Source organism: Bacteroidota bacterium (assembly GCA_030706745.1).
Taxonomy (GTDB): Bacteria; Bacteroidota; Ignavibacteria; order Palsa-1295; family Palsa-1295; genus PALSA-1295.
Map to the genome: position 1 here is coordinate 446224 of JAUZNX010000002.1, position 18755 is coordinate 464978.

Below are 18755 nucleotides of genomic sequence, written 5' to 3' on the forward strand. Positions count from 1 at the left end.
CTTAACGGGGTGGAAAATTAGAGACCTGCACGTCTGGCGGCACATCCCAAATGCGAACGTAATCCACTAAGTGATGAGCAGCAGGCTTTCCACCCACATCCCTGAAGCCCGGCCAGATGGGTGTTGTTCTTGCCGCCGCATGCTCGAAGTACGCGCGTTGGGTCGCAAGGATCGAATAGTCCAGATCGAATTGCGCGATGCGTAGGTCCAGCGGCGAGCGCTCGACGAGCAGACCGGACCGTCTGTAACTCGGCGGAATCAGCCGGTCAGGGAGCCGTGCCATGACATTGCTATCCATCATGTACCGCATTTCGTGCGGCAGGATCTCCACGCCAAAGGTGTGATACGTATAGCCTCCCGTGCTATCGCCCAGGTCGAACGGCATCGCCGGAAGGTTGTACCCTTGTTCCGCGACGGAGTACTGATATCGCTCCTTGAAACTATGGAGGTCCGAAGGCGCCATTGTATCGTCCAAATAGATCAACCCACTATCATGCGGATTGTTGAGGTTATACTCCCAATGGCAATTGAAGTTCTTTGTCGGAAAAGGAGTGATTGTTGTATCGATTACTAAAGTAATTTTTGTAGGCTGATAGTCCTTCGAGAACCGGAATGTATCCGTCCCGCTGACGCGATAGGGCGCGGAGAATTTGCGCCACTTGCCATTGAACGTATCGACTCTCCATGTGATCGAGTCCGTCGTGTTGCCCTCGTACCGGGCATAGTAAAAGGTGACTGAATCGGTCGTATCATTTTTGAGCGCGGCGGGCCAGCCCATGTAACCCACGGTGAGCGGGTCCATCCGGATCGTGTCGTGAAAATGCAACGAGTCCCAGTCCAGCGTGACCTCGTAGGGGAAGTTATCGATAAAGAGCCAATGCGGACTGTTGGTCAGCGACCACTGGGCGTCGTGGCTCACGAAGATGATGCTGTCCCGCCCGTTCCACGCGCGATGGAACATACCCTTGAACGGCCCATACCGCTGGCTCTTGAGAAGCGTTGGAAACAATTGCTTGTAACCCGCGTCCGGGCCGCAAGACTCATTGATATCCACCTCGAAGGCGGAGGCAGGCCAGTTATTCGTATGGTGCAGGATATGTGGGATTTTCTCCCGGATTTCAAACTTGCCATACGGCGCGTGCTGATACGCTGGCACCAGGGGCAGCGAGTCCCGTGTGAGATACGGCCAGGGGCACGCGCGAACGATCGCCGTGGAAAAGGTGGCCTGATGCGGCACCGTATCCCTTCGATCGATCTTCCCTTTGCACGAATCGAAATCGCTCCCGCTCATATTCGGGCATTGGCAGCTATCCTCGCGCATGATGATGTCGAGGGCATGACCGTCCGTGGCTTCGCTGTCGAGCCAGATCGTCACGTTCGTGTCCGTCGAGCATTCCGGCATCCGGCCGTAGCCGTCGCTCGAGCCGTTGGTAATGTGCCATTTTGCGCGGTTGAGCGTTGTGAAGTCATCGGTAAACACCGTGTCGCCCCAGCGTGGCTCGATATAGGCGTGGAAGTGCGCGCCCGGCTTGACATGGAAGCCGTTCTTCAGCTTGATGGTCCCGCTTGCCCGAAAGTCCACGTCCTCGTTTTTGCTTACGATGACGGGACCTGTCGGGGGATGATAAATTTCCGTATCGGGAGGATACCCGTCCAGCCCAGGATAGATTGTCGTATCCGTCGGCGCGACGTTACTGCCCGCGATAATATCGGAGTGTCGGTTCGGTAGCGATCGGTCCCACTTATCGCGCGCGGTAAAATACCGTTGCCAGTGCGCATCGATGCCAAGCGAGTCGCCGCCATACGGCGCCCAGTTTTGCAGTCGGATGCCGTGCGGTCGCGGATCGTACCCGGGCCAGATCTCCACCGCGCCGTTCGAATCAACCAGCACCTGGGACTCGCTCGAAAGGGCCTCCCGCGTGTCCGTCCTTGCCGGTGTGTCTAACGGATTGTAATATACATCCGTGTTCTGCAGGTAGATCGTCATCGGCTGCTGCGTGTTATACGGATTGATCGTGTCCTGACCGAACGCTGCAAGCGGCCAGGAGAGCAGCAGACAGTAGAGGAGACGCTTCATCGCTCATTTCCCTCCCTTCTTCAAATCCTGAATGTCGCGTTTCAGTGCCTCCACTTGTTTATTGAGTTCGACGATATAGAGCGCCATCTCCTCGACCTGCTTCGTGATCGCCGCTTCGGTTCTGCCAAGCGGTACCCCGGTGCTCATCGCGTAGGCCGAGGGAATGGCCGGCAGGTGGTGGTTCGTCTCGATATAGCGCGCGAAGTCATCGAGTGGCCGTAGGGGGTACCCGGAATCGAACACGTAGTCCGGCCAGTCGGTACTCACAAACGCTTCCTTGAAGAGCGCGGGGCCACCGACGGCCAGCATCCATGTCTTGCCATCGCCGATGTCCGGATACACGCTGGCGAAATCGGTAAAGTTGGGCCACCTGTCCGTCGTATCCGTCCCGATGTACATTGGCGTGTGCATATAGCAGAGGCCATTGATATTCCGCACGCTATCCGTGCTAAAATACGCGCCGGGCCGAAAGATGTCGAACAGGTGATGGGATTGGTCGGAATCGCTCTCTTAGCTCCACATCTGGAGCCCATTGCCCGTGACCTCCATCGTGAGACTATGCGTGAAGTCATCGATCCCGCGCGTTACGTCATAGGGGAAGCAACTGAGATCGATGTTACCACCCGCATTCTCTGAAAACGAAACCGCCGAACTGGACATGGGCTCAGACCGGTGAAAACGGTTCGAGCCGGGATTGGTATGGTCAACCCAGCGATTGTAGGCGACATATCGCCAGTCGCCCGGAAATAGTGCGCCGCCCCCGCCATCGATTGGCATATTCTCATACCGGTTTCCTCCATAAATGGTCAGCCCGGGATTTGGATATGTGTTGCCCGGATATGGCATGATGCCACCGCCGAGTTGCAGCTGGTCCACCGGGATGGAATCTTTAGGAATATTGATTCCAACGTTGCCATTGGGACGTATAATCATCCGTTCAATATCATGCTCAGGCGGTTTGGGTGTAACATGAATAGTGGTGTCCCCTGCCGTCGCAAGCCGAATGGAACCGCCAGTCTGACCAGCAGAAGCGCCCGCCGCCCAGAAGTTCGTGATGATCACATCCCCCTTGCTGTGCTCTTGTAGGACCATGTCCTGACCCTTCGAAAGTGACGAATATGTGGTAAGTGAAGGTGGCGGCATCAAGCCAATTATTCCAAATGTATCTGATGCCGTCGATGCTCCATTTGAAAACCGCAGGATCGCCGGCAAGGTCGGCGTGCCAGCTGCCGGATCGTAGTGGAGTTGCAGGGATTCAATTGGTAGCACCCCAGGTGGGCTGAGTTGCGTTCCGATCCCAACGGGTGGATTGATCGGCCATAGTTGTGTGCCGGTTGAATTGCTTACGGCCTGCGAAACTGCTCGTCCGCTGATGGTGATCATCCCTAGTACCAGCACTAAAAAAACACTCCAACGTCTCATCTTGAACCTCCTGGTTTTGATAACAACTTCGAGAATTAGGGTTTGTTACATAGAGACGAAAATACGACGAAAACCCAGAGGCTATCTTAATTTCGATAATGCAAAAACTCAGATTGCCGATAGTTTCGAAGCGTGAGCCTCCAAACGATCGTCGCAAGCAATGTCCGGGGATTTCGAATAAAGCGGAATATGACCCAAGAGGAGTTGGCGATCAAATCGAAAATGAGTCCGAATTTTTTAGCTTGTTTTGAGCGTGGAGAGACAGGACTTGCCCTCGCCAGACTCGAAAAAAATGCAAAAACACTGAAAGTGCTGCCGCACGTCCTCTTGATTCCAGAAAGCTATAAGCAGCCCTGAAATAGTCTGGCCCGGCCATGAAATATCCGAACGCTCCGGGCTGTTTCGGCGTTTGTGGCCCGCTACTTCATGCGAAATGTGGGGTGCAAGGCTAAAATATGGCGAAACAACAAAGTTTTGGAGATAAGGTAAAGAAGCACTCGGTCGAGAAGATCGAGTTCGTGCCGCAGCTTGGCAAAACCGCGAAGCTTACGCCCGTTCGGCTTATTGGCGTGTCCAAGAGCGCAACAGGCTACCGGTTTGAAGACCGTATCGCCCGTCTGGCCGAGCCAGAAGGCGGCGGAGAAGCGATTATCATTTAAGTGCTGAGTGCTTAGTACTGAGTTTTTATCATACTCAGAACTTAGCACTTGGGACTCGGCATGCGCATCGTCAGTCTTCTTCCCAGCGCGACAGAGATCTGTTACGCGGTGGGGCTGGAGAATCAACTTGTTGGGGTGACTCACGAGTGCGATTATCCGGAGCGGGCAACCAAGAAGCTGCACGTGACGAAATCGCGAGCTCACAACGGGCTTTCGAGCAGCGAGATCGACACATTAGTTCGTTCACAACTTGACGAAACGGGTTCTCTCTACGAGCTTAACTTCGATATGTTAAGCGCGCTGGAGCCGGACCTGATCCTGACGCAACGGCTTTGCACGGTGTGCGCGGTATCGATCGACCAGGTTCGAGAGATGGCCGAGCGGCTGCCGAAAAAGCCGCATGTCGAGAACCTTGAACCGAGGACGCTCGATGAAGTGCTGGAGACCATTCGGCGCGTTGCAGTCCTGGGGGACTCTGCGCATCATGGACCGGTGCTACGGGATTTGCGGACCAGGATCGAGCATGTGAAGCGGGCAGTCAAAAGACTGTCGAAGCCGAAAGTGCTCGTGCTCGAGTGGGTCGATCCACCGTTCGCTTCGGGGCATTGGATTCCGGAGCTTGTGGAGATCGCCGGTGGCGAGAACACCGTGGCATTCAAGCATGCACCATCACGGGAAGTCACGTGGGACCAGGTGGTTGCGGCGCGGGCCGAGATCATCATCATTGCCGAGTGCGGCTTTGATGTCCAGCGGCAAAAGCAGGACATAAAGATTTTTTGGGAGAAGATTCGCGCGGCCGAACACGGCTTTGATGTAATGCCGGAAGTGTGGGTTTGCGATGGATCTCAGTATTTTTCGCGGCCGGGTCCGCGTCTTGTTGATACGCTCGAGTTGCTCGCAGGCATTATTCACCGTGAGGTGCGCAGTGAGTTTCTCGGAAAGTATCAGTTGGAAAAAGATTTTGAAAGTATAACTTAGAATTAGTAGCATGGCACAGCAACGATCGACCAGCAGCACACCCGGCTCACGTCCGGGACAAGGTGGCTCGCGCGACTCGCGCGGAGGCGCAGGCGGACAATATGGCCGGAACCAGCAGAACCGCCGCGACCCGCTTAAAAAGAAACCGGATCCACTCAAAGTCCGCGACATCACGTATCTCGATTATCGCGATACCCGACTGCTCGAGCGGTTCTTGAACGATCGTGGCAAGCTGTTGCCGAACCGGATCACTGGTGTCAGTGCAGCCGGCCAGCGCAAAGTCGAAGCGGCTGTTAAGCACGCCCGGCATTTGGCGCTGCTTCCGTTCGTGGCCGAAGGAATGAAATAATCAACGTTACAAGAGAATACGATCATGGCACGAGTCTGTGAACTGACCGGAGTGAAGCCGGTTTCTGGAAATCATGTTTCGCATGCGGTCAATCGCAGCAAAAAGCGCATTCTACCAAACCTTCAGACTAAACGAGTTTGGGATGCGGAAACCGGTAAGTTCGTTACCATCAAGGCAACCGCCCGCGCGTTTCGCACGCTGGATAAGAAGGGCCTCCGGGCCATGCGGGCAAAGGTATAGTTGGCAGTGATTCTATAGATTCTATAGAATTTATAGAATCTATCGTGAATCCACTTGCCAAACCCACTTCTTAAGCCGGTCGAACTTGCGATTCGAAGGGCGTTCCTTCGCGGACTTGGCTTGCTCGGCAAGGCACGCCGCCATACCGCTGCTCTCGCGCCGGAGCATCTTGTTGCACGACTGGGTCCCGAACCATCCATCTTGTTGCTCCGTCAGGATCGCCTTGGCGATCTTTTGATGTCCTCATTTTTTCTTGTCGCGCTGCGCACTCGATTCCCCGGGGCACACATCGCAATCGTTCTCGGAAAGAATAATGCTGCCGGATTTCCGTTGTTACCAGCCAACTGCGAGGCGTTTGTCTATTCAAAGCGATTCTTGCAGGATATGAGAATGCTGCGGACTATCCGCAAACGGAATTTTGATCTCATGATCGATCTGACCGATAAAGCGTCTGTCACCTCCTCGATCTTTCTTGCACTCTCCGGCGCGAAGATTCGGCTTGGTGTTGCCAAAGAGAACTCGGTCGTCTATGACCTCACGGTTCCACAATTTGCGGCGCGGTCCCGTCATATCACCGAGCGCGTGGCCGAAATGCTGAGACCCCTCGGCATCGATCCCGAAACCGTCGATCGAAGTCCACGGCTCAATGTTCGCGCCAACCATACGCCGGGACGTGTTGGAATGAATGTCTCTTCTCGTACTGCGGACCGGTCAGCACCACCCGCTGCCATGGCCGAGATTGCGCGTGGGATCCTCAGCGAGGGCGTCACAGAAGTTCTTGTCTTTTCCGCACCAAACGATCGCGAGCGCGGTCGCAAGACAGTCCGGCTTGCGAATGATCCTCACATCCGGGAAGCGCCGTATGTCAAGGAATTCACAGACCTCGCGGAGCAAATTGCTTCGTGCGAATATTTAGTCAGCGTGGATACGTCCGTCACGCAAATTGCTTCGGCAGCGAAAGTGCCAATGGTCCTTCTCTTCAATGCAGAGATCGACCAATTTCCCTGGACACCGATCGGCGTTCCATTCGAGATTCATCGTCAGCGCCCGAATCTGGAGTCTCTTGAACCACAGCCGGTGCTTGCGCTGTTCAAAAAATTGATGGTCCAAAGCGCCACGTCAATAGTCGCCCAACCGAAGATCGCCAACTCATGATATTTCGAACATATCGACGTCTATTGCCGCTCGCACGTCCCTACCGGACGAAGATGATCATATCATCTATCTTCAACATCCTGGGCAACCTGATGGGAAGCGTGAGCCTTTTGGCGTTGCTTCCCATTGTTTCAGTGGTCATTGGCGAATCGCAAACCTTGCCGAGCATCGGTGGGGGAATGGGCAATCGAATCATCTATCGCTTCAGCCAGATTTTTCTCGTTTCCAATCCCGATCACACGTTCGATGCCGTCGCCTCCCTGTTCCGAATCTGTCTCTTCGTGTTTGTCACGAGCGCGCTGAAGAATGTCTTCTCGTATCTGAGCGGATACATCATGGCTATCGTGGAGAACGGCATGGCCCGAAGCCTGCGCGATTCAGTGTTCGAGAAGCTTTCAACGCTATCGTTGGACTATTATTACGACCGCAAGTCCGGCCATCTTCTTAGCCGCCTGACCAACGATGTTGCGCAGGTCAATTCGGTACTCACGACGAGTATCATGACGATGGTGGGTCAGCCGGTCAGCATCATCACGATTCTCGGAACGATGCTCGTCATCAATGCTCGCATGACCCTGCTTTCGCTGGCGATTGGTGCGTTGAGCATGTATCTCGTCCGGCTGTTTCGTGGTATGATCAAAGGGATGGCGCACCGCCTTCAGAATCTCCAAGGCGACATACTGAGTGTTGCCCAGGAAATGATATCTGGTGTAAAGGTTGTCAAGTCCTTCGGGATGGAGCGCTATGAAGTGCGCCGCTTCAAGGCGGAGACCGAGAAGCATTTCAACGGAAGTCGCCGGCTTGCGCGTATACGGGGGATTGGCAGTCCGATCAATGAGATGCTTGCTACGCTCGGATTCATCGGAATTCTCTGGTTCGGCGGCCATGAAGTATTTGCGAAGACAATGCCCGGCGGGGGACTTATCTTCTTCCTCGGTGCGCTGATTCAGCTCATGCAGCCGATCAAGAACCTGAGCGAACTGAGTACCCGGCTCTATGAGGGTTCGGCTTCTGCCGAAAATCTCTTCGCGATCCTGGATGCCGAGCCAAGTGTTAAGCCGGGGACGGTCATTGCGCCAAAGTCGATTGTCGAGCCGATTCATTTTGAGAACGTCTCGTTTCAGTACCGCGCGACGACGGAGAACGCGATCGATGGCATCGATCTCGAAATATTCCCGAATGAAATTCTTGCATTGGTCGGTCCAAGTGGCGCTGGTAAGACGACGTTCGTCGATCTCCTGGTTCGCTTTTACGATCCCACGTCGGGACGAATTACGCTCGGTGGCCGCGACCTTCGTGATTATGAGTTAGAAAGTCTGCGTAAGCTATTCGGTATCGTGACGCAGGAGACGTTGCTCTTTCACGATTCGATTAAGAACAATATCTTTTACGGAAATCGTGATGCATCCGAGCAGATGGTGCATGATGCGGCACGAGCGGCCAATGCGCATGAGTTTATCATGCAATTACCGGATGGTTACAACACGATGGTCGGCGATCGAGGCGTCCGGCTCTCCGGCGGCCAGCGGCAGCGCATTGCAATTGCCCGCGCGCTTCTGAAAGATCCGCCAATCCTGATTTTTGACGAAGCAACGAGCGCGCTCGATACCGAGAACGAAATGCTCGTGCAAGAAGCTATCCAGAATTTGTTGCATCATCGGACTGCGGTTGTTATTGCGCATCGTCTCTCGACGATCCAACAGGCCGATCGCATTGTGGTTATGGATAAGGGCGGAATCGTGGAGATAGGCAATCACGAGAAACTTCTTGCAAACGAGGGTGGGTTGTATCGGCGGTTGTATACAATGCAGTCGCGCGCCGCGACGGATTCTCCAGTGTCTCTGTCTTCTCTTAAGGATCAATAAATACTACGATCGAAAGACTATTATGCCGGCTCAGAATCGTCCCGACGCCACATCCAAGTTAATCCAGTTGTTGACCCCCTATCACGTCCCCCAGTTGGAGATGGACCGTTGGGGCCCAGGCCGAGATGGTGGATATGTCGTGCCAGTCCAACTCTTGCGGAAGACAACACTTCTCGTAACAGGAGGCGTATGCGATGATGTCCAGTTTGAAGAGGTCATGGCACGAGAGAACCCCGGTGTGCGCATTGGACTGTTCGATCATACGATTACGAAGATCCCATCCCATACGCCCGCGACTGCTGTGTGGCATAAAATGGGGTTGGGGTCAGCGGATGGTTGTATCCCGCTGGAATCTGCGGTCACCTTATGTGGCGGAGACGACACGGAACGCCTCGTTGTCAAGCTTGATATCGAGAATGCGGAGTGGGACGTGATTGAGAATACGCCCGCCGATTTCTGGCGAAGAGTGGACGTATTTATCATTGAAATTCACGGGCTTGGGGATTCGGAGAAATATGCTGAGTACAATCGTATCCTTGATAAATTGAACCAGCATTTACTTCTCGTACATGTACATGGGAATAATTTCAGCAGGCCCATCCGCTTGAAATCCGAAGGAGTTGAAATCCCGGTCACGATGGAAGCAACGTACATCAATCGGTCGCTCATTCCAGAGGGAATGTTCCCGAAAGCCTGGCGGTCATCTGGGCCGACCAAACACGACCGGAAGAACAATGAGACCCTGCCGGACATCCGGTTGAACTACTGGATGGTATTTATGGAGCCATTCACGCGTCAATGGGTGCGCGCGGTTACAATGCTGTACCCCTGGCGTTTGAAAAAGAACATTGGCTTGAACTGGACGTTGCTGGGTCGTCGTTTTGGCCGCAGCAATTGAGCCCATTGTTATGTCAGCCAGGACAAATATTTGGAACGATGGTATCCATTTCCAGTTTATCGAATCGCCGCAGTGTTTTTGTAATCCTGTTCCATGAGCAACCCTCGCGTTTCATCAGGTCAGCCATCCACTCCATTAGAAGCATCGGTTGAAATCAAGCCGGTTGACCAGGAAGCTGAGCCGAACGCCAGCGAAATGGAGATCGGCCCACGGATCCTAACCGAACGTGACAGACGGTACATAGATCGGTATACCGTACGTACCCGGCGCGGAGTTGACAAGCATACCGAGAACCTCCCGTTGAACGTCCGCATTCGGCGTGGCATTGAGAGCGTGAATCGCAGACTTGTTTACAAGATTCTTGAACGGACATTTCACAATCCACCCATCACGAAGCGGATTCCAATCGAGAAAGCCCGTGGCATCTTTATCGTGCCCATTGGTCCCGCGATCGGAGATATGGTCGTGGCATTACCTCTATTTCATGCGATCCGACGGCGCAATCCCTCGTGCCGGATCGGTACGCTCATATCGGAGCGCAGCAAAGGACTCGTCTATTCCGATCCTGCGATCACGCATACCTATCATTTTCGGAATAAGGACGATGTTCGCCACTATCCGGAAATTGCGCGCGCGAGACACGACGGATTTGATGTGGTGATCAATATGAACCTGAACCGCATGTCGGAATTTGGACTCATCTCCAATTTTATCTCGCCAAAGGGATTCAAGGTTGCATCTTCGCACGCCCGCAACGATTTGTATCGTATCATCTATAATCATCTGCTTCCGTACGATCGGAATTCGATGCACCTCTCGCAGTTGGGTCTGGAGATGCTTGGAGCGGCCGTCGAACTTGGTACTCCGGCCAAGCAGTGGGAGAGCGCGCCGCGGCTTGCCATTCCCGAGCATATTCGTGGCCGCATCCAGGGGGCGATCTCGAAGGAATTGTCACAGTTGGATGCTGACTGGTATATCCATTTCAATCCGCAGGCGCGAAATCCATCGCGGGAGTGGGGCCTCGACAATGCATTTGAATTCGCTCGCAAATTCTCGGAGCGGTATGAGCGCGGAGCAATCTTTTTCACGGCATCGCCGGTCCAACGTCCAGCGGTAGAGGAACACATTCGGCGGCTTGGGCTTTCGCGAGTCTGCTTCTTTCCTACGTCATACGATTTGCTCGAGCTCTCGCTTGTTTCAGAATATTCGCGTCTCATCGTGACACCAGATACGTCGGCCATCCACTTCGGCACCCTCTCAGGCAAGCCGACGCTGGTACTCTGGTCGGACCCGGAATTCCTGCCGATGGAATGGCTTCCGCTGCAAGTGCCTTCGATCAATCTTGCTCCTGAACGGCGAGGGATGCCGGTACCGACCATCCCGGTTGAGACCGTCTGGCAAGCCGCACAAAAGTTATTGGATGGTGCCTGGACGCAGACCGCTACTACCTATGGGCTTGAACCTGAAGCCGACCCACTGTATCAGGCCTCGACGGGCTCGGAATCGCTATCGAGTCTCATTGCGCGCTCCGCGGTCCCCCGAGTCTTTACAAAAGATGGAATATCCGTACCCTTGAGTTCTCCCACAATCGCGCCGCATGTCATTCTTTAGCCGTCTCGCCGATGCCAGGGCGCGGCGAAGATCCTCAGCCACTTTCGATTCGCGAGGTCGCCGTGTTGTACGTGCCATTGAGCGTCGGATACGATTCTTGCTCTCGTCACCGCTCGGTGTGCTTCTGCACCCGAGAGAAGTTAGGAGGCCGGTTCCGCTCGATCAGGTCAACCGCGTGCTTATTCTGCGCTACGATGCGCTTGGCGATGCCGTGCTCTCCTCGGCCGTCTGGCACGCTCTCAAAAAATATGCGCCGCACATTCGAATCGGAGTTGTCGGCAGCCGCCGGAACCGCACGCTACTCCAGGCCGATCCTGCCATCGACGATGTGTTCGTGTTCTCGAAAGCGCTCACATGGCATGTTATCCCTGACCTGTTTCGAGCACGACGTGCCGCGAAATGGGATATGGTGCTGAATATTTCCTTCCACGATAAAACGCGCGCGGCAATTTATTCGCGCATCGTCGCACCGCACGCGATTACCGTGACGGCTGTATGGGATCATCGGGAGAAGTATGAGCGCCTGTATTCTATTGTTGGGCAGCGTCCGGCAAACACACCTATCGTTCTCCAATGGCTCGCAATTCTGAAGGATGCCTTCGGACTAGAACTGACCCAGGAAGATACGTTGCCAACAATTTTTGCCGATCCCGGTATCGAGCGAAGCTTTGCGCCAGAAATCGATGCGATAACAAACCGGGCAGGAAAGAAGGAATATGTCATCATCAATACGGATGCGGCCCAATCATTTCGAGAGTGGGGCTTGCCACATGCGCTCGAGCTCTCACAGGAAATTCGGTCGCGATGGCCCGAACTGCATATCTTCTGGACTAGCGCGCCCCTGCATAGCGGTACCGTCCAATCATTTCTGAAATCCAATCAGTCGGAGGGCATCGCCTACTTGCTGACGCCTTCGGTCCATCACTTGCTGGTCGCGATCAAAGGAGCCAGGGTCGTGCTTTCGCCGGATACATCGGTCGTCCATATCGCAGCCGCCTACCGGAAACCGACCGTCGGACTCTATGTCGAGCATAAGGAATATCCAATTCGCGGTACAATCTCGCGCATGGTGTTCGCACCCGATCACACTACAGCCGCTTCGATCCCTGTCGAACCGGTTCTCACCGCGTTGGGCGAAGTCATGCAAGAAAGCACCCGCTAATTTAGCGCGACTTTCTTTGGCTCGATGATGGGCAATCCATCTGGCGTGAGTCTGACAGGTTTAATACGTGTCCGCCGCGCGATCGCCAAGGAATACACTCGATCCAACGCATCGAGCGAGCGGTCCATCGAGTGTTCTTGATGGACCCACTTGAAGCCTGCCTCGCCATGGATCACCATTAGTGAAGGATCGAGTACATAGCGTTCCACCGCGTTTGCGATTGATTCCGGGCTGCGCGGGTGGACTAGCAATCCGCGTTCGTTTGCCCCGATTTGCTCCGGAGTCCCTTCACTGTCCGTTCCGATGACAGGAAGCGACATTGCCATTGCATCGAGGACTGAGAGCGAATACATTTCGTTGTAACTTGCGAGTACCAAGCAATCGAGTGCGTTGAGATAGGGAACAGGGTCCGTAGTCCATGGAAGAATTGTCAGGCGCTCGCGGATCCCTGGCCGCTGCTGAAATTCTACGAGCGAAGCGTTGTAGTCTTCGCAATTCGTCTCGTTGCGGGCGCCGATGATGAAGTACTTCACGCGGTCACGCACTTTGGGGTTGAGACACGAGAGCGATTCGGCGAATTCCCGTACACCTTTGGCGGGTTCAATTCGACCGATCATGCCGAAGGCAACCTCATGATCGGCAATTCCGAGCTTCACGCGCATCGCATCCCTGCTAGCCGCCGATCGAACGAAGCGGTCGAGATGTCGGCCATATCGTACGACTTGTAGCCTATCCGAAGGGACTGGAAGATATCGCGCAAGTTGCCGGTTCGCCGAGAGACTCGATGAGATGATGGCATCGACTCGAGAATAAATAGCGAAATGGTGCGGATCACGCTTGCGCGCCGGGACCATGTAGGTCGAGTGAACGTGCGGAATCCGCGTGCCGTACAATGCAAAACTCGCGGCCCAAACGTCGAATCGCGTGTGTGAGTGGACCAGCGCGCCTTCCTTGCGAGCCAAACGACGGATCATGCTAATATCCGCAGGGCTAAAGTGGGATTGCCGCATGGCATCGAAGATTCGGATGCCCGATGCCTGTAATTCGTGGTGGATCAAGGACCCAGGAAGCGCATACGCTGCGACGTCTCGGCCACTCGCCGCTTGCGCGCGGATCAAAGAAGAAACGTACAGTTCAAGGCCACCTCGTGCGTCCGAGGTGATCACATGTAAAACAGGTCGCATAGGAAGAAGTCAGGTTAGCGGAAAAACTCACGCGTGGTTGCGTGCGTTCCGAGCCGCGAGTTTTAACACCGGAATCTATCTTTAATGAAGGCACGAATCTGCAGTAAGGAGCATCGTAGTATCTCAGGCAATATGCCATCCAACTCGGTCAAATCAGTTGCTCGACAAACTTGCGGGCTCAAAGATGAAATTAGGACTTCATTATTAGATCGCTCCTGCCACCAGCTTCAGGCCCGCGAGCACGAGCACGCTGGCCAGTGCATATTGTAATGTGTGAGGGCGGGATTTGGTTGCGCCGAAATACGAGCCGAGCAGCGCGCCCGCAAGTCCGGCGAGCAGGAAATAGAGAAACAGCGCATCGCCGAGAGAGAAGATTGTATTGGCATGCCCCGCGAGTCCGGCCAGCGAATTGAGCACAATGAATGCACTGGCCATGGCCGCGCTGCCTTTGATGTCAGTGATACCAAGGAATAGCAGGATTGGACTCAAAAATATTCCTCCGCCGATTCCAATCATGCCCGAGACGAAGCCGAGGATCAGACCAATTGGGAGAGCGATGGGGTAGTAATGCTGAACGATGAACGATGAGCGATGACTCGGACTCTTTGGAAGGACCAGCCGCCCCGCCGCCGCAAGGAGCGCAACACCAAGAATGATCTCGAAGACTGGTTGAGAGACTCTCAACATTCCACCAATATAGGATGCTGGAATCGAGGTAATGACGAACGGCAGGAGCTTTCGAATCTCGAATGCACCGGGTCGCCGGTAATTGAGGAAGGCGATCCCAGCCACAAGCACATTGAGTGTAAGCACGATCGGCACAAATTGCCTCGCGCTGAATCCCATCAGCGAGATAACGGCGAGATACCCGGAGGCACCGCCATGGCCCACGCTCGAGTAAAGTACGGCGACAAGAAAGATGAGCGGCAGGACGAGCAGGAGTTGCTGCGGGTTCGGCATGCGATTTCAGTATGTTCCCCACTGAATTGGAATGACATCGACTTCGCTGCCAGCATCTAGTCTATCACGAGCGGCAGGGAAGACGACGAGGCAATCGGCTTTGGCCATGCTGGTCGTCATGTGAGACTCGCGACTCTCGAGAAGAACAATTCGCGGAAATTCGCCGGTCGTGTATTCTCGACAAGCCCGTACGAATTCCAGTCTTGAATCGGATTTCGTGAGCCGGGTAGCAAGAATTCCACGCACACTTCTATGCGTATTATGGTGCCCCATCATCTGGAGGATTGCAGGTCGTACGAAAAGTTGGTACGTCACCATCACCGAAACCGGATTGCCCGGAAGTCCGAAGATATATTTGGTTTTGCCGGCCCGTCGCGCAGTGCCGAAGTAAATCGGCTTTCCGGGTTTCATGCTCACTCGCCAGAAGATTTCCCGCACGCCATTCGACGTGCAAGCTTCTCTGACATAATCCCGCTCGCCAACGGACACGCCGCCGCTCACGATTACAATATCCGATCGTTCGAGCGCCGTACGAATTGCCCGCGTGGTGCTTGCCAGATGATCGGCAACATGGTGCATGCGGATACTGGTAATGCCGAGTGCCTGCAAGGCGCCTTGAAGCGCGATCGAGTTCGAATCCCAGATCTCGCCGTGCTGAAGTGATGAACCGGGTGTGCGCAACTCATTGCCGGTGGTAATGATCGATACAATTGGACGTGCATAGACTTTGACTCGCGCATAGCCGGACGCGGCTAGTGTTTGTGCAACTGCGGGCGTGATGATCGTGTCTGATTCGAAAAGCTTCTCACCGCGATGCAATTCTCCTCCACGCGGACGAATATGGAGGCCGGGTGCGGGGTGTTTGTGAAACACGGCCTTATCACCCTGAATAGTAACGTCCTCCTGCATCACAATCGCATGTGCTCCCCGTGGTACAGGGGCGCCGGTAAAAATGCGTAGCGTGCGGCCATGCTTCAAAGCCTCGCGAGACGTTGTTCCGGCCTCGAGAATTCCGGATACAGGAAGCGTCGGAAGTCCGCCTGCAAAATCATCAAGAGAGACGGCATAACCATCCACCGCCGAGACATCGAACCGAGGGCTGTCTGATTTTGCCGTGACGCTTTTCGCGAGTGCGAGCCCGAGCGATTCCAGCAGTGGCAAATCGATGATCCGGCCGGGCTTCACGCACTCCGCGAGCAATCGCTGCGCTTCCTCTAACGGTATCATCGAGCTTCAGCGATGCTTCGGGATGTTGCTTCAATGTGATCTCCGCCACGGATCACGGTACATGCATGGAGTAAGGCGGGCAGAACAGCTGCAAGTGATTCGATCGCACCTCGTTCGGAGCCGGGCAGATTCACAATAACCGTGCGGCCCCGCTGCCCGACTATCGCGCGCGAGAGAGCTGCATGGGGGGTGCGCTCCGAGCCATAGCTGCGCATCAATTCGGCAAGACCGGGGATTTCGCGGTCAATGATCTGTCGCGTCGCCTCTGGCGTCACATCGCGTGGCCCAAGGCCCGTGCCGCCTGTTGTGAGCACAATGTCTAACCCTAGGCCGTCTGCATACGAGCGGAGCTTCTGGGCGATCGATAAGGTCTCATCCGGCAATACTGTAATATCTTCAACATGGATGCCTTTCGAGCGGAGGCTGCCCGCAATCGCCTCGCCGGCGGTATCCCGCTTCGATCCGGCGGAAACGGTATCGGAAAGAACGAGAACTGCGGCCCGCAATGGGGGGCTGAACTGCTCCTTGAAATCCGACTTACCGCCCGACTTAAAATCCAATCGGACATTGTGAATCGCCAGATCTTCGTCGATCATTTTGAGCATGTCGTAGAGCGTGAGTGCTGCGACCATGACAGCCGTCATCGCTTCCATCTCGACGCCGGTTTTCCAGACGGCTTTTACTTCTGCCTGCACTTGAATCGAATCCTCAAGCACCGTGAACTCGATACCGACATAATCCAGGGGCAGTGGGTGGCAGTATGGGATAATGAGTTGGGTATTCTTTGCCGCTTGCGTTGCGGCGACGCGTGCGACCATGAGCGGATCGCCCTTCGGGACGCGGCCATCACGGATTGTCAAGATGGTATCAGGGTGCATCGTCACGAGTGCCGAAGCGCGTGCAGTTCGGAGCGTGGGGGACTTATGGGACGTGTCAATCATTGTGAGTCTCTCAGCCTCCAATGGAAATCATTTCGCGTGTGTTCAACTGAACGAGTTCTTGCGCCGATGGATGCTCCAACCATTTACTCTGCAATGCTGCATTGACCGCCGAGGCAATCGCTGCAGAATTCGCCCCACTTTGCAGCATCTTGCGCAGATTGAGTCCATCCTGACCGAACAAACACGTGCGAAGCATTCCGTCGGCAGTCAGCCGAAGCCGGCCGCACTCGGCACATGATGGATCAGAAACGGTTGTGATAAATCCAATACGAAACCCGGCAGATCGAACATCGAATGATCGTGCTGGTCCTGACCTGCCCGGTGCCGGCGCTGCTGCTTCGAGTACATACTCGCTTTGAATCTGCGAAAGCATTTCGCTCCACGGAACACATTGAGCCTCGACCCAGGCATTGCCGGGAAACGGCATATACTCGATAAATCGTACTTCGAGCGCTGGTCCACCCGCACTCAGGTCCGCCAACTCTTTACCAAACCGGACAAAGTCAAGCAGTTCGTCATCATTGATTCCGCGCATAACGACCATGTTCAATTTCACCGAACGAAAACTGCGTCCATTCGAGCGAAACTTGACTGCGGCGTGGATCGCTTGCTGAACTTCCTCGCTCGAATCGCGGCCGGTGATGGTATGAAATCGCTCGGCGCGAAGCGTATCGAGACTGATATTCAACTGATGAACGCCATGACTCCAAAGCATTGGCAGGTGCTCTTCGAGCAACATCCCATTCGTTGAAAGCGCTAGCTCCGGCGATCCCTCAATGCGTGCAAGCTGCTCAAACAGCGTATTGACGCCGTGTCGAACAAGTGGTTCGCCGCCGGTGATTCGGATCTTTCGCACGCCGATCTGAACGAAGATCTCTGCAAGAGATGCTATTTCCGAAAGCGTGAGTAATTCTGCATGTGGACCCAGTGGAAGGCCCTCCTCCGGCATGCAATACGTGCAACGAAAATTGCATCTGTCGGTGATGGCAATTCGCAAATAGTCGTGGACGCGGCCGTATTGGTCGATAAGCATAGGTCGAGCAAAATGACCAACATGGCCCAGGAATGAATAATTGAGAATTTAGAATGAAGATTTTGGAGTTTCCAGCAGAGACGATTCCAGTAGCAGACCACACCCGTGACCATCGACGTTCATTTTTACTCCATTTCCAGAGATATCGCCGGACAGCCCGCGCGGCAAATCGCCGTGCCCGAAGGTTCGACCCTCGCCGATGCGCTCGATGTCTTGTTTCGGGAAGTCCCGGCCCTCGCCGATATTCGAGGCGCCTGCCTCTATGCCGTCGGCACCAGCTACGCCACGATGAAGAGAGCGCTGGCCGCCGGCGAAGTCATTTCCATCATTCCACCCATGCAAGGCGGATGAGCGGAGTCCCGGCTTTGCGCAAGAACAACTATCTATCAGAGAATTGAAGCGTGATGACCAAACCCTATATTGATGTCGTCGAGCGGGCGATCGAACCGCCGAGCACGGTAACCCAAGCCGGCGCGGTGGTCGAGTTTTCCGGAGTCGTACGCGATTCCGAGGACGCCATCAGAATTGAGGGGATCGAATACGAAGCATTTCGGGACATGGCCATTGCGGAATTGCATCGAATCGCTATCGAACTCATGGAAAAATACGACCTCCTGGAATTGGTCTGCATTCATCGCGTCGGATTTGTGCCCAAGCACCAGGCCGCAGTGTACGTGCGCACCGCAGCCACCCACCGCAACGAGGCCTACCGCGCCAACATCGAGTGCATCGACCAACTCAAACGACGCGTGCCCATCTGGAAACACCCGCGACTGCAATGACGAAGGATGAACGACGAATGATGAATGACGAATGACGAATGACGAATGACGAAGGGGCGCCGATTCATATTTCATACTTCATATTTCATATTTTCCCAACCGTGCCCTCGCCCGGACTCGAACCGGGACGGCCTTGCGACCAACAGATTTTAAGTCTGTTGCGGCTACCATTACGCCACGAGGGCGGCACGGCGCTACTGCGCGCTCCGACT

The 18755-nt window shown here is 54.7% G+C and carries 20 protein-coding genes and 1 tRNA gene; 12 read left to right on the forward strand and 9 right to left on the reverse strand.

All coding sequences use genetic code 11. The annotated features are described in order from the left end of the window. Position 1: 1 nt before the first annotated feature. From Q8902_04445 to Q8902_04455, 3 genes are all read right to left on the reverse strand, one after another. On the reverse strand, positions 2 to 2077 hold the full coding sequence (locus Q8902_04445) for a hypothetical protein (protein ID MDP4198803.1): 2076 nt from the start codon (positions 2075 to 2077) through the stop codon (positions 2 to 4). A 3-nt stretch (positions 2078 to 2080) separates the two neighbouring features. Continuing rightward, a complete protein-coding gene (locus Q8902_04450; protein MDP4198804.1) occupies positions 2081 to 2515 on the reverse strand; it encodes a hypothetical protein in 435 nt (144 codons plus the stop codon). Positions 2516 to 2587: 72 nt separating this feature from the next. Next, a complete protein-coding gene (locus Q8902_04455; GenBank protein ID MDP4198805.1) occupies positions 2588 to 3499 on the reverse strand; it encodes a hypothetical protein in 912 nt (303 codons plus the stop codon). Positions 3500 to 3631: 132 nt separating this feature from the next. Between Q8902_04455 and Q8902_04460 the strand changes: the two genes are divergently transcribed. The 10 genes from Q8902_04460 (at position 3632) to Q8902_04505 (ending at position 12416) form a co-directional block, all read left to right on the forward strand. After that, entirely contained in the window at positions 3632 to 3856 is a 225-nt protein-coding gene (locus tag Q8902_04460) for a helix-turn-helix transcriptional regulator (GenBank protein ID MDP4198806.1), read from the forward strand. Between the two features lie 98 nt (positions 3857 to 3954). Then, positions 3955 to 4158 (forward strand): hypothetical protein, encoded by a 204-nt coding sequence (locus tag Q8902_04465; GenBank protein MDP4198807.1) that lies wholly within the window; start codon positions 3955 to 3957, stop codon positions 4156 to 4158. A gap of 60 nt (positions 4159 to 4218) precedes the next feature. Next, entirely contained in the window at positions 4219 to 5136 is a 918-nt protein-coding gene (locus Q8902_04470) for a cobalamin-binding protein (protein ID MDP4198808.1), read from the forward strand. Positions 5137 to 5305: 169 nt separating this feature from the next. Next, entirely contained in the window at positions 5306 to 5485 is a 180-nt protein-coding gene (rpsR, locus tag Q8902_04475; protein MDP4198809.1) for a 30S ribosomal protein S18, read from the forward strand. A 24-nt stretch (positions 5486 to 5509) separates the two neighbouring features. Further along, positions 5510 to 5725 carry a 50S ribosomal protein L28 gene (rpmB, locus tag Q8902_04480; protein MDP4198810.1) on the forward strand — a complete coding sequence of 72 codons (216 nt, stop codon included), beginning with the start codon at positions 5510 to 5512 and terminating at the stop codon, positions 5723 to 5725. Between the two features lie 54 nt (positions 5726 to 5779). Beyond that, the gene (locus Q8902_04485; protein MDP4198811.1) at positions 5780 to 6880 is read left to right on the forward strand and encodes a glycosyltransferase family 9 protein; all 1101 of its coding nucleotides are present in this window, start codon (positions 5780 to 5782) and stop codon (positions 6878 to 6880) included. Then, positions 6877 to 8745, forward strand: coding sequence for an ABC transporter ATP-binding protein (locus Q8902_04490; protein MDP4198812.1), 1869 nt, complete (start codon positions 6877 to 6879; stop codon positions 8743 to 8745). Before Q8902_04485 ends, Q8902_04490 begins: the two co-directional genes overlap by 4 nt. 22 nt (positions 8746 to 8767) lie before the next feature. Continuing rightward, a complete protein-coding gene (locus Q8902_04495) occupies positions 8768 to 9643 on the forward strand; it encodes a hypothetical protein (protein ID MDP4198813.1) in 876 nt (291 codons plus the stop codon). Between the two features lie 93 nt (positions 9644 to 9736). After that, positions 9737 to 11254 (forward strand): hypothetical protein, encoded by a 1518-nt coding sequence (locus tag Q8902_04500; GenBank protein ID MDP4198814.1) that lies wholly within the window; start codon positions 9737 to 9739, stop codon positions 11252 to 11254. Continuing rightward, positions 11241 to 12416, forward strand: coding sequence for a glycosyltransferase family 9 protein (locus Q8902_04505; GenBank protein MDP4198815.1), 1176 nt, complete (start codon positions 11241 to 11243; stop codon positions 12414 to 12416). The genes Q8902_04500 and Q8902_04505 overlap by 14 nt, the downstream gene beginning before the upstream one ends. Here Q8902_04505 and Q8902_04510 read toward each other — a convergent pair. From Q8902_04510 to moaA, 5 genes are all read right to left on the reverse strand, one after another. Beyond that, positions 12413 to 13600, reverse strand: a complete 1188-nt coding sequence (locus Q8902_04510; protein ID MDP4198816.1) for a glycosyltransferase family 4 protein — start codon at positions 13598 to 13600, stop codon at positions 12413 to 12415. The two genes, Q8902_04505 and Q8902_04510, sit on opposite strands and share 4 nt — an antisense overlap. Before the next feature lie 204 nt (positions 13601 to 13804). Further along, complete coding sequence (locus Q8902_04515) at positions 13805 to 14560, reverse strand: sulfite exporter TauE/SafE family protein (protein MDP4198817.1); 756 nt, start codon at positions 14558 to 14560, stop codon at positions 13805 to 13807. A gap of 6 nt (positions 14561 to 14566) precedes the next feature. Beyond that, positions 14567 to 15787, reverse strand: coding sequence for a molybdopterin molybdotransferase MoeA (locus Q8902_04520; protein MDP4198818.1), 1221 nt, complete (start codon positions 15785 to 15787; stop codon positions 14567 to 14569). Beyond that, positions 15784 to 16728: a bifunctional molybdenum cofactor biosynthesis protein MoaC/MoaB gene (gene moaCB / locus Q8902_04525; protein ID MDP4198819.1), complete on the reverse strand. Its 945-nt coding sequence runs from the start codon at positions 16726 to 16728 to the stop codon at positions 15784 to 15786. The genes Q8902_04520 and moaCB overlap by 4 nt, the downstream gene beginning before the upstream one ends. A gap of 10 nt (positions 16729 to 16738) precedes the next feature. Beyond that, entirely contained in the window at positions 16739 to 17761 is a 1023-nt protein-coding gene (gene moaA / locus Q8902_04530; protein ID MDP4198820.1) for a GTP 3',8-cyclase MoaA, read from the reverse strand. A 105-nt stretch (positions 17762 to 17866) separates the two neighbouring features. On the opposite strand from moaA, the gene Q8902_04535 reads away from it, so the two are divergent. After that, positions 17867 to 18112 carry a MoaD/ThiS family protein gene (locus Q8902_04535; protein MDP4198821.1) on the forward strand — a complete coding sequence of 82 codons (246 nt, stop codon included), beginning with the start codon at positions 17867 to 17869 and terminating at the stop codon, positions 18110 to 18112. Positions 18113 to 18165: 53 nt separating this feature from the next. Further along, a complete protein-coding gene (locus Q8902_04540; GenBank protein MDP4198822.1) occupies positions 18166 to 18543 on the forward strand; it encodes a molybdenum cofactor biosynthesis protein MoaE in 378 nt (125 codons plus the stop codon). A gap of 102 nt (positions 18544 to 18645) precedes the next feature. Here the strand turns inward: Q8902_04540 and Q8902_04545 are convergent. Then, positions 18646 to 18728: transfer RNA gene (locus Q8902_04545), tRNA-Leu, on the reverse strand. Positions 18729 to 18755 lie beyond the last annotated feature (27 nt).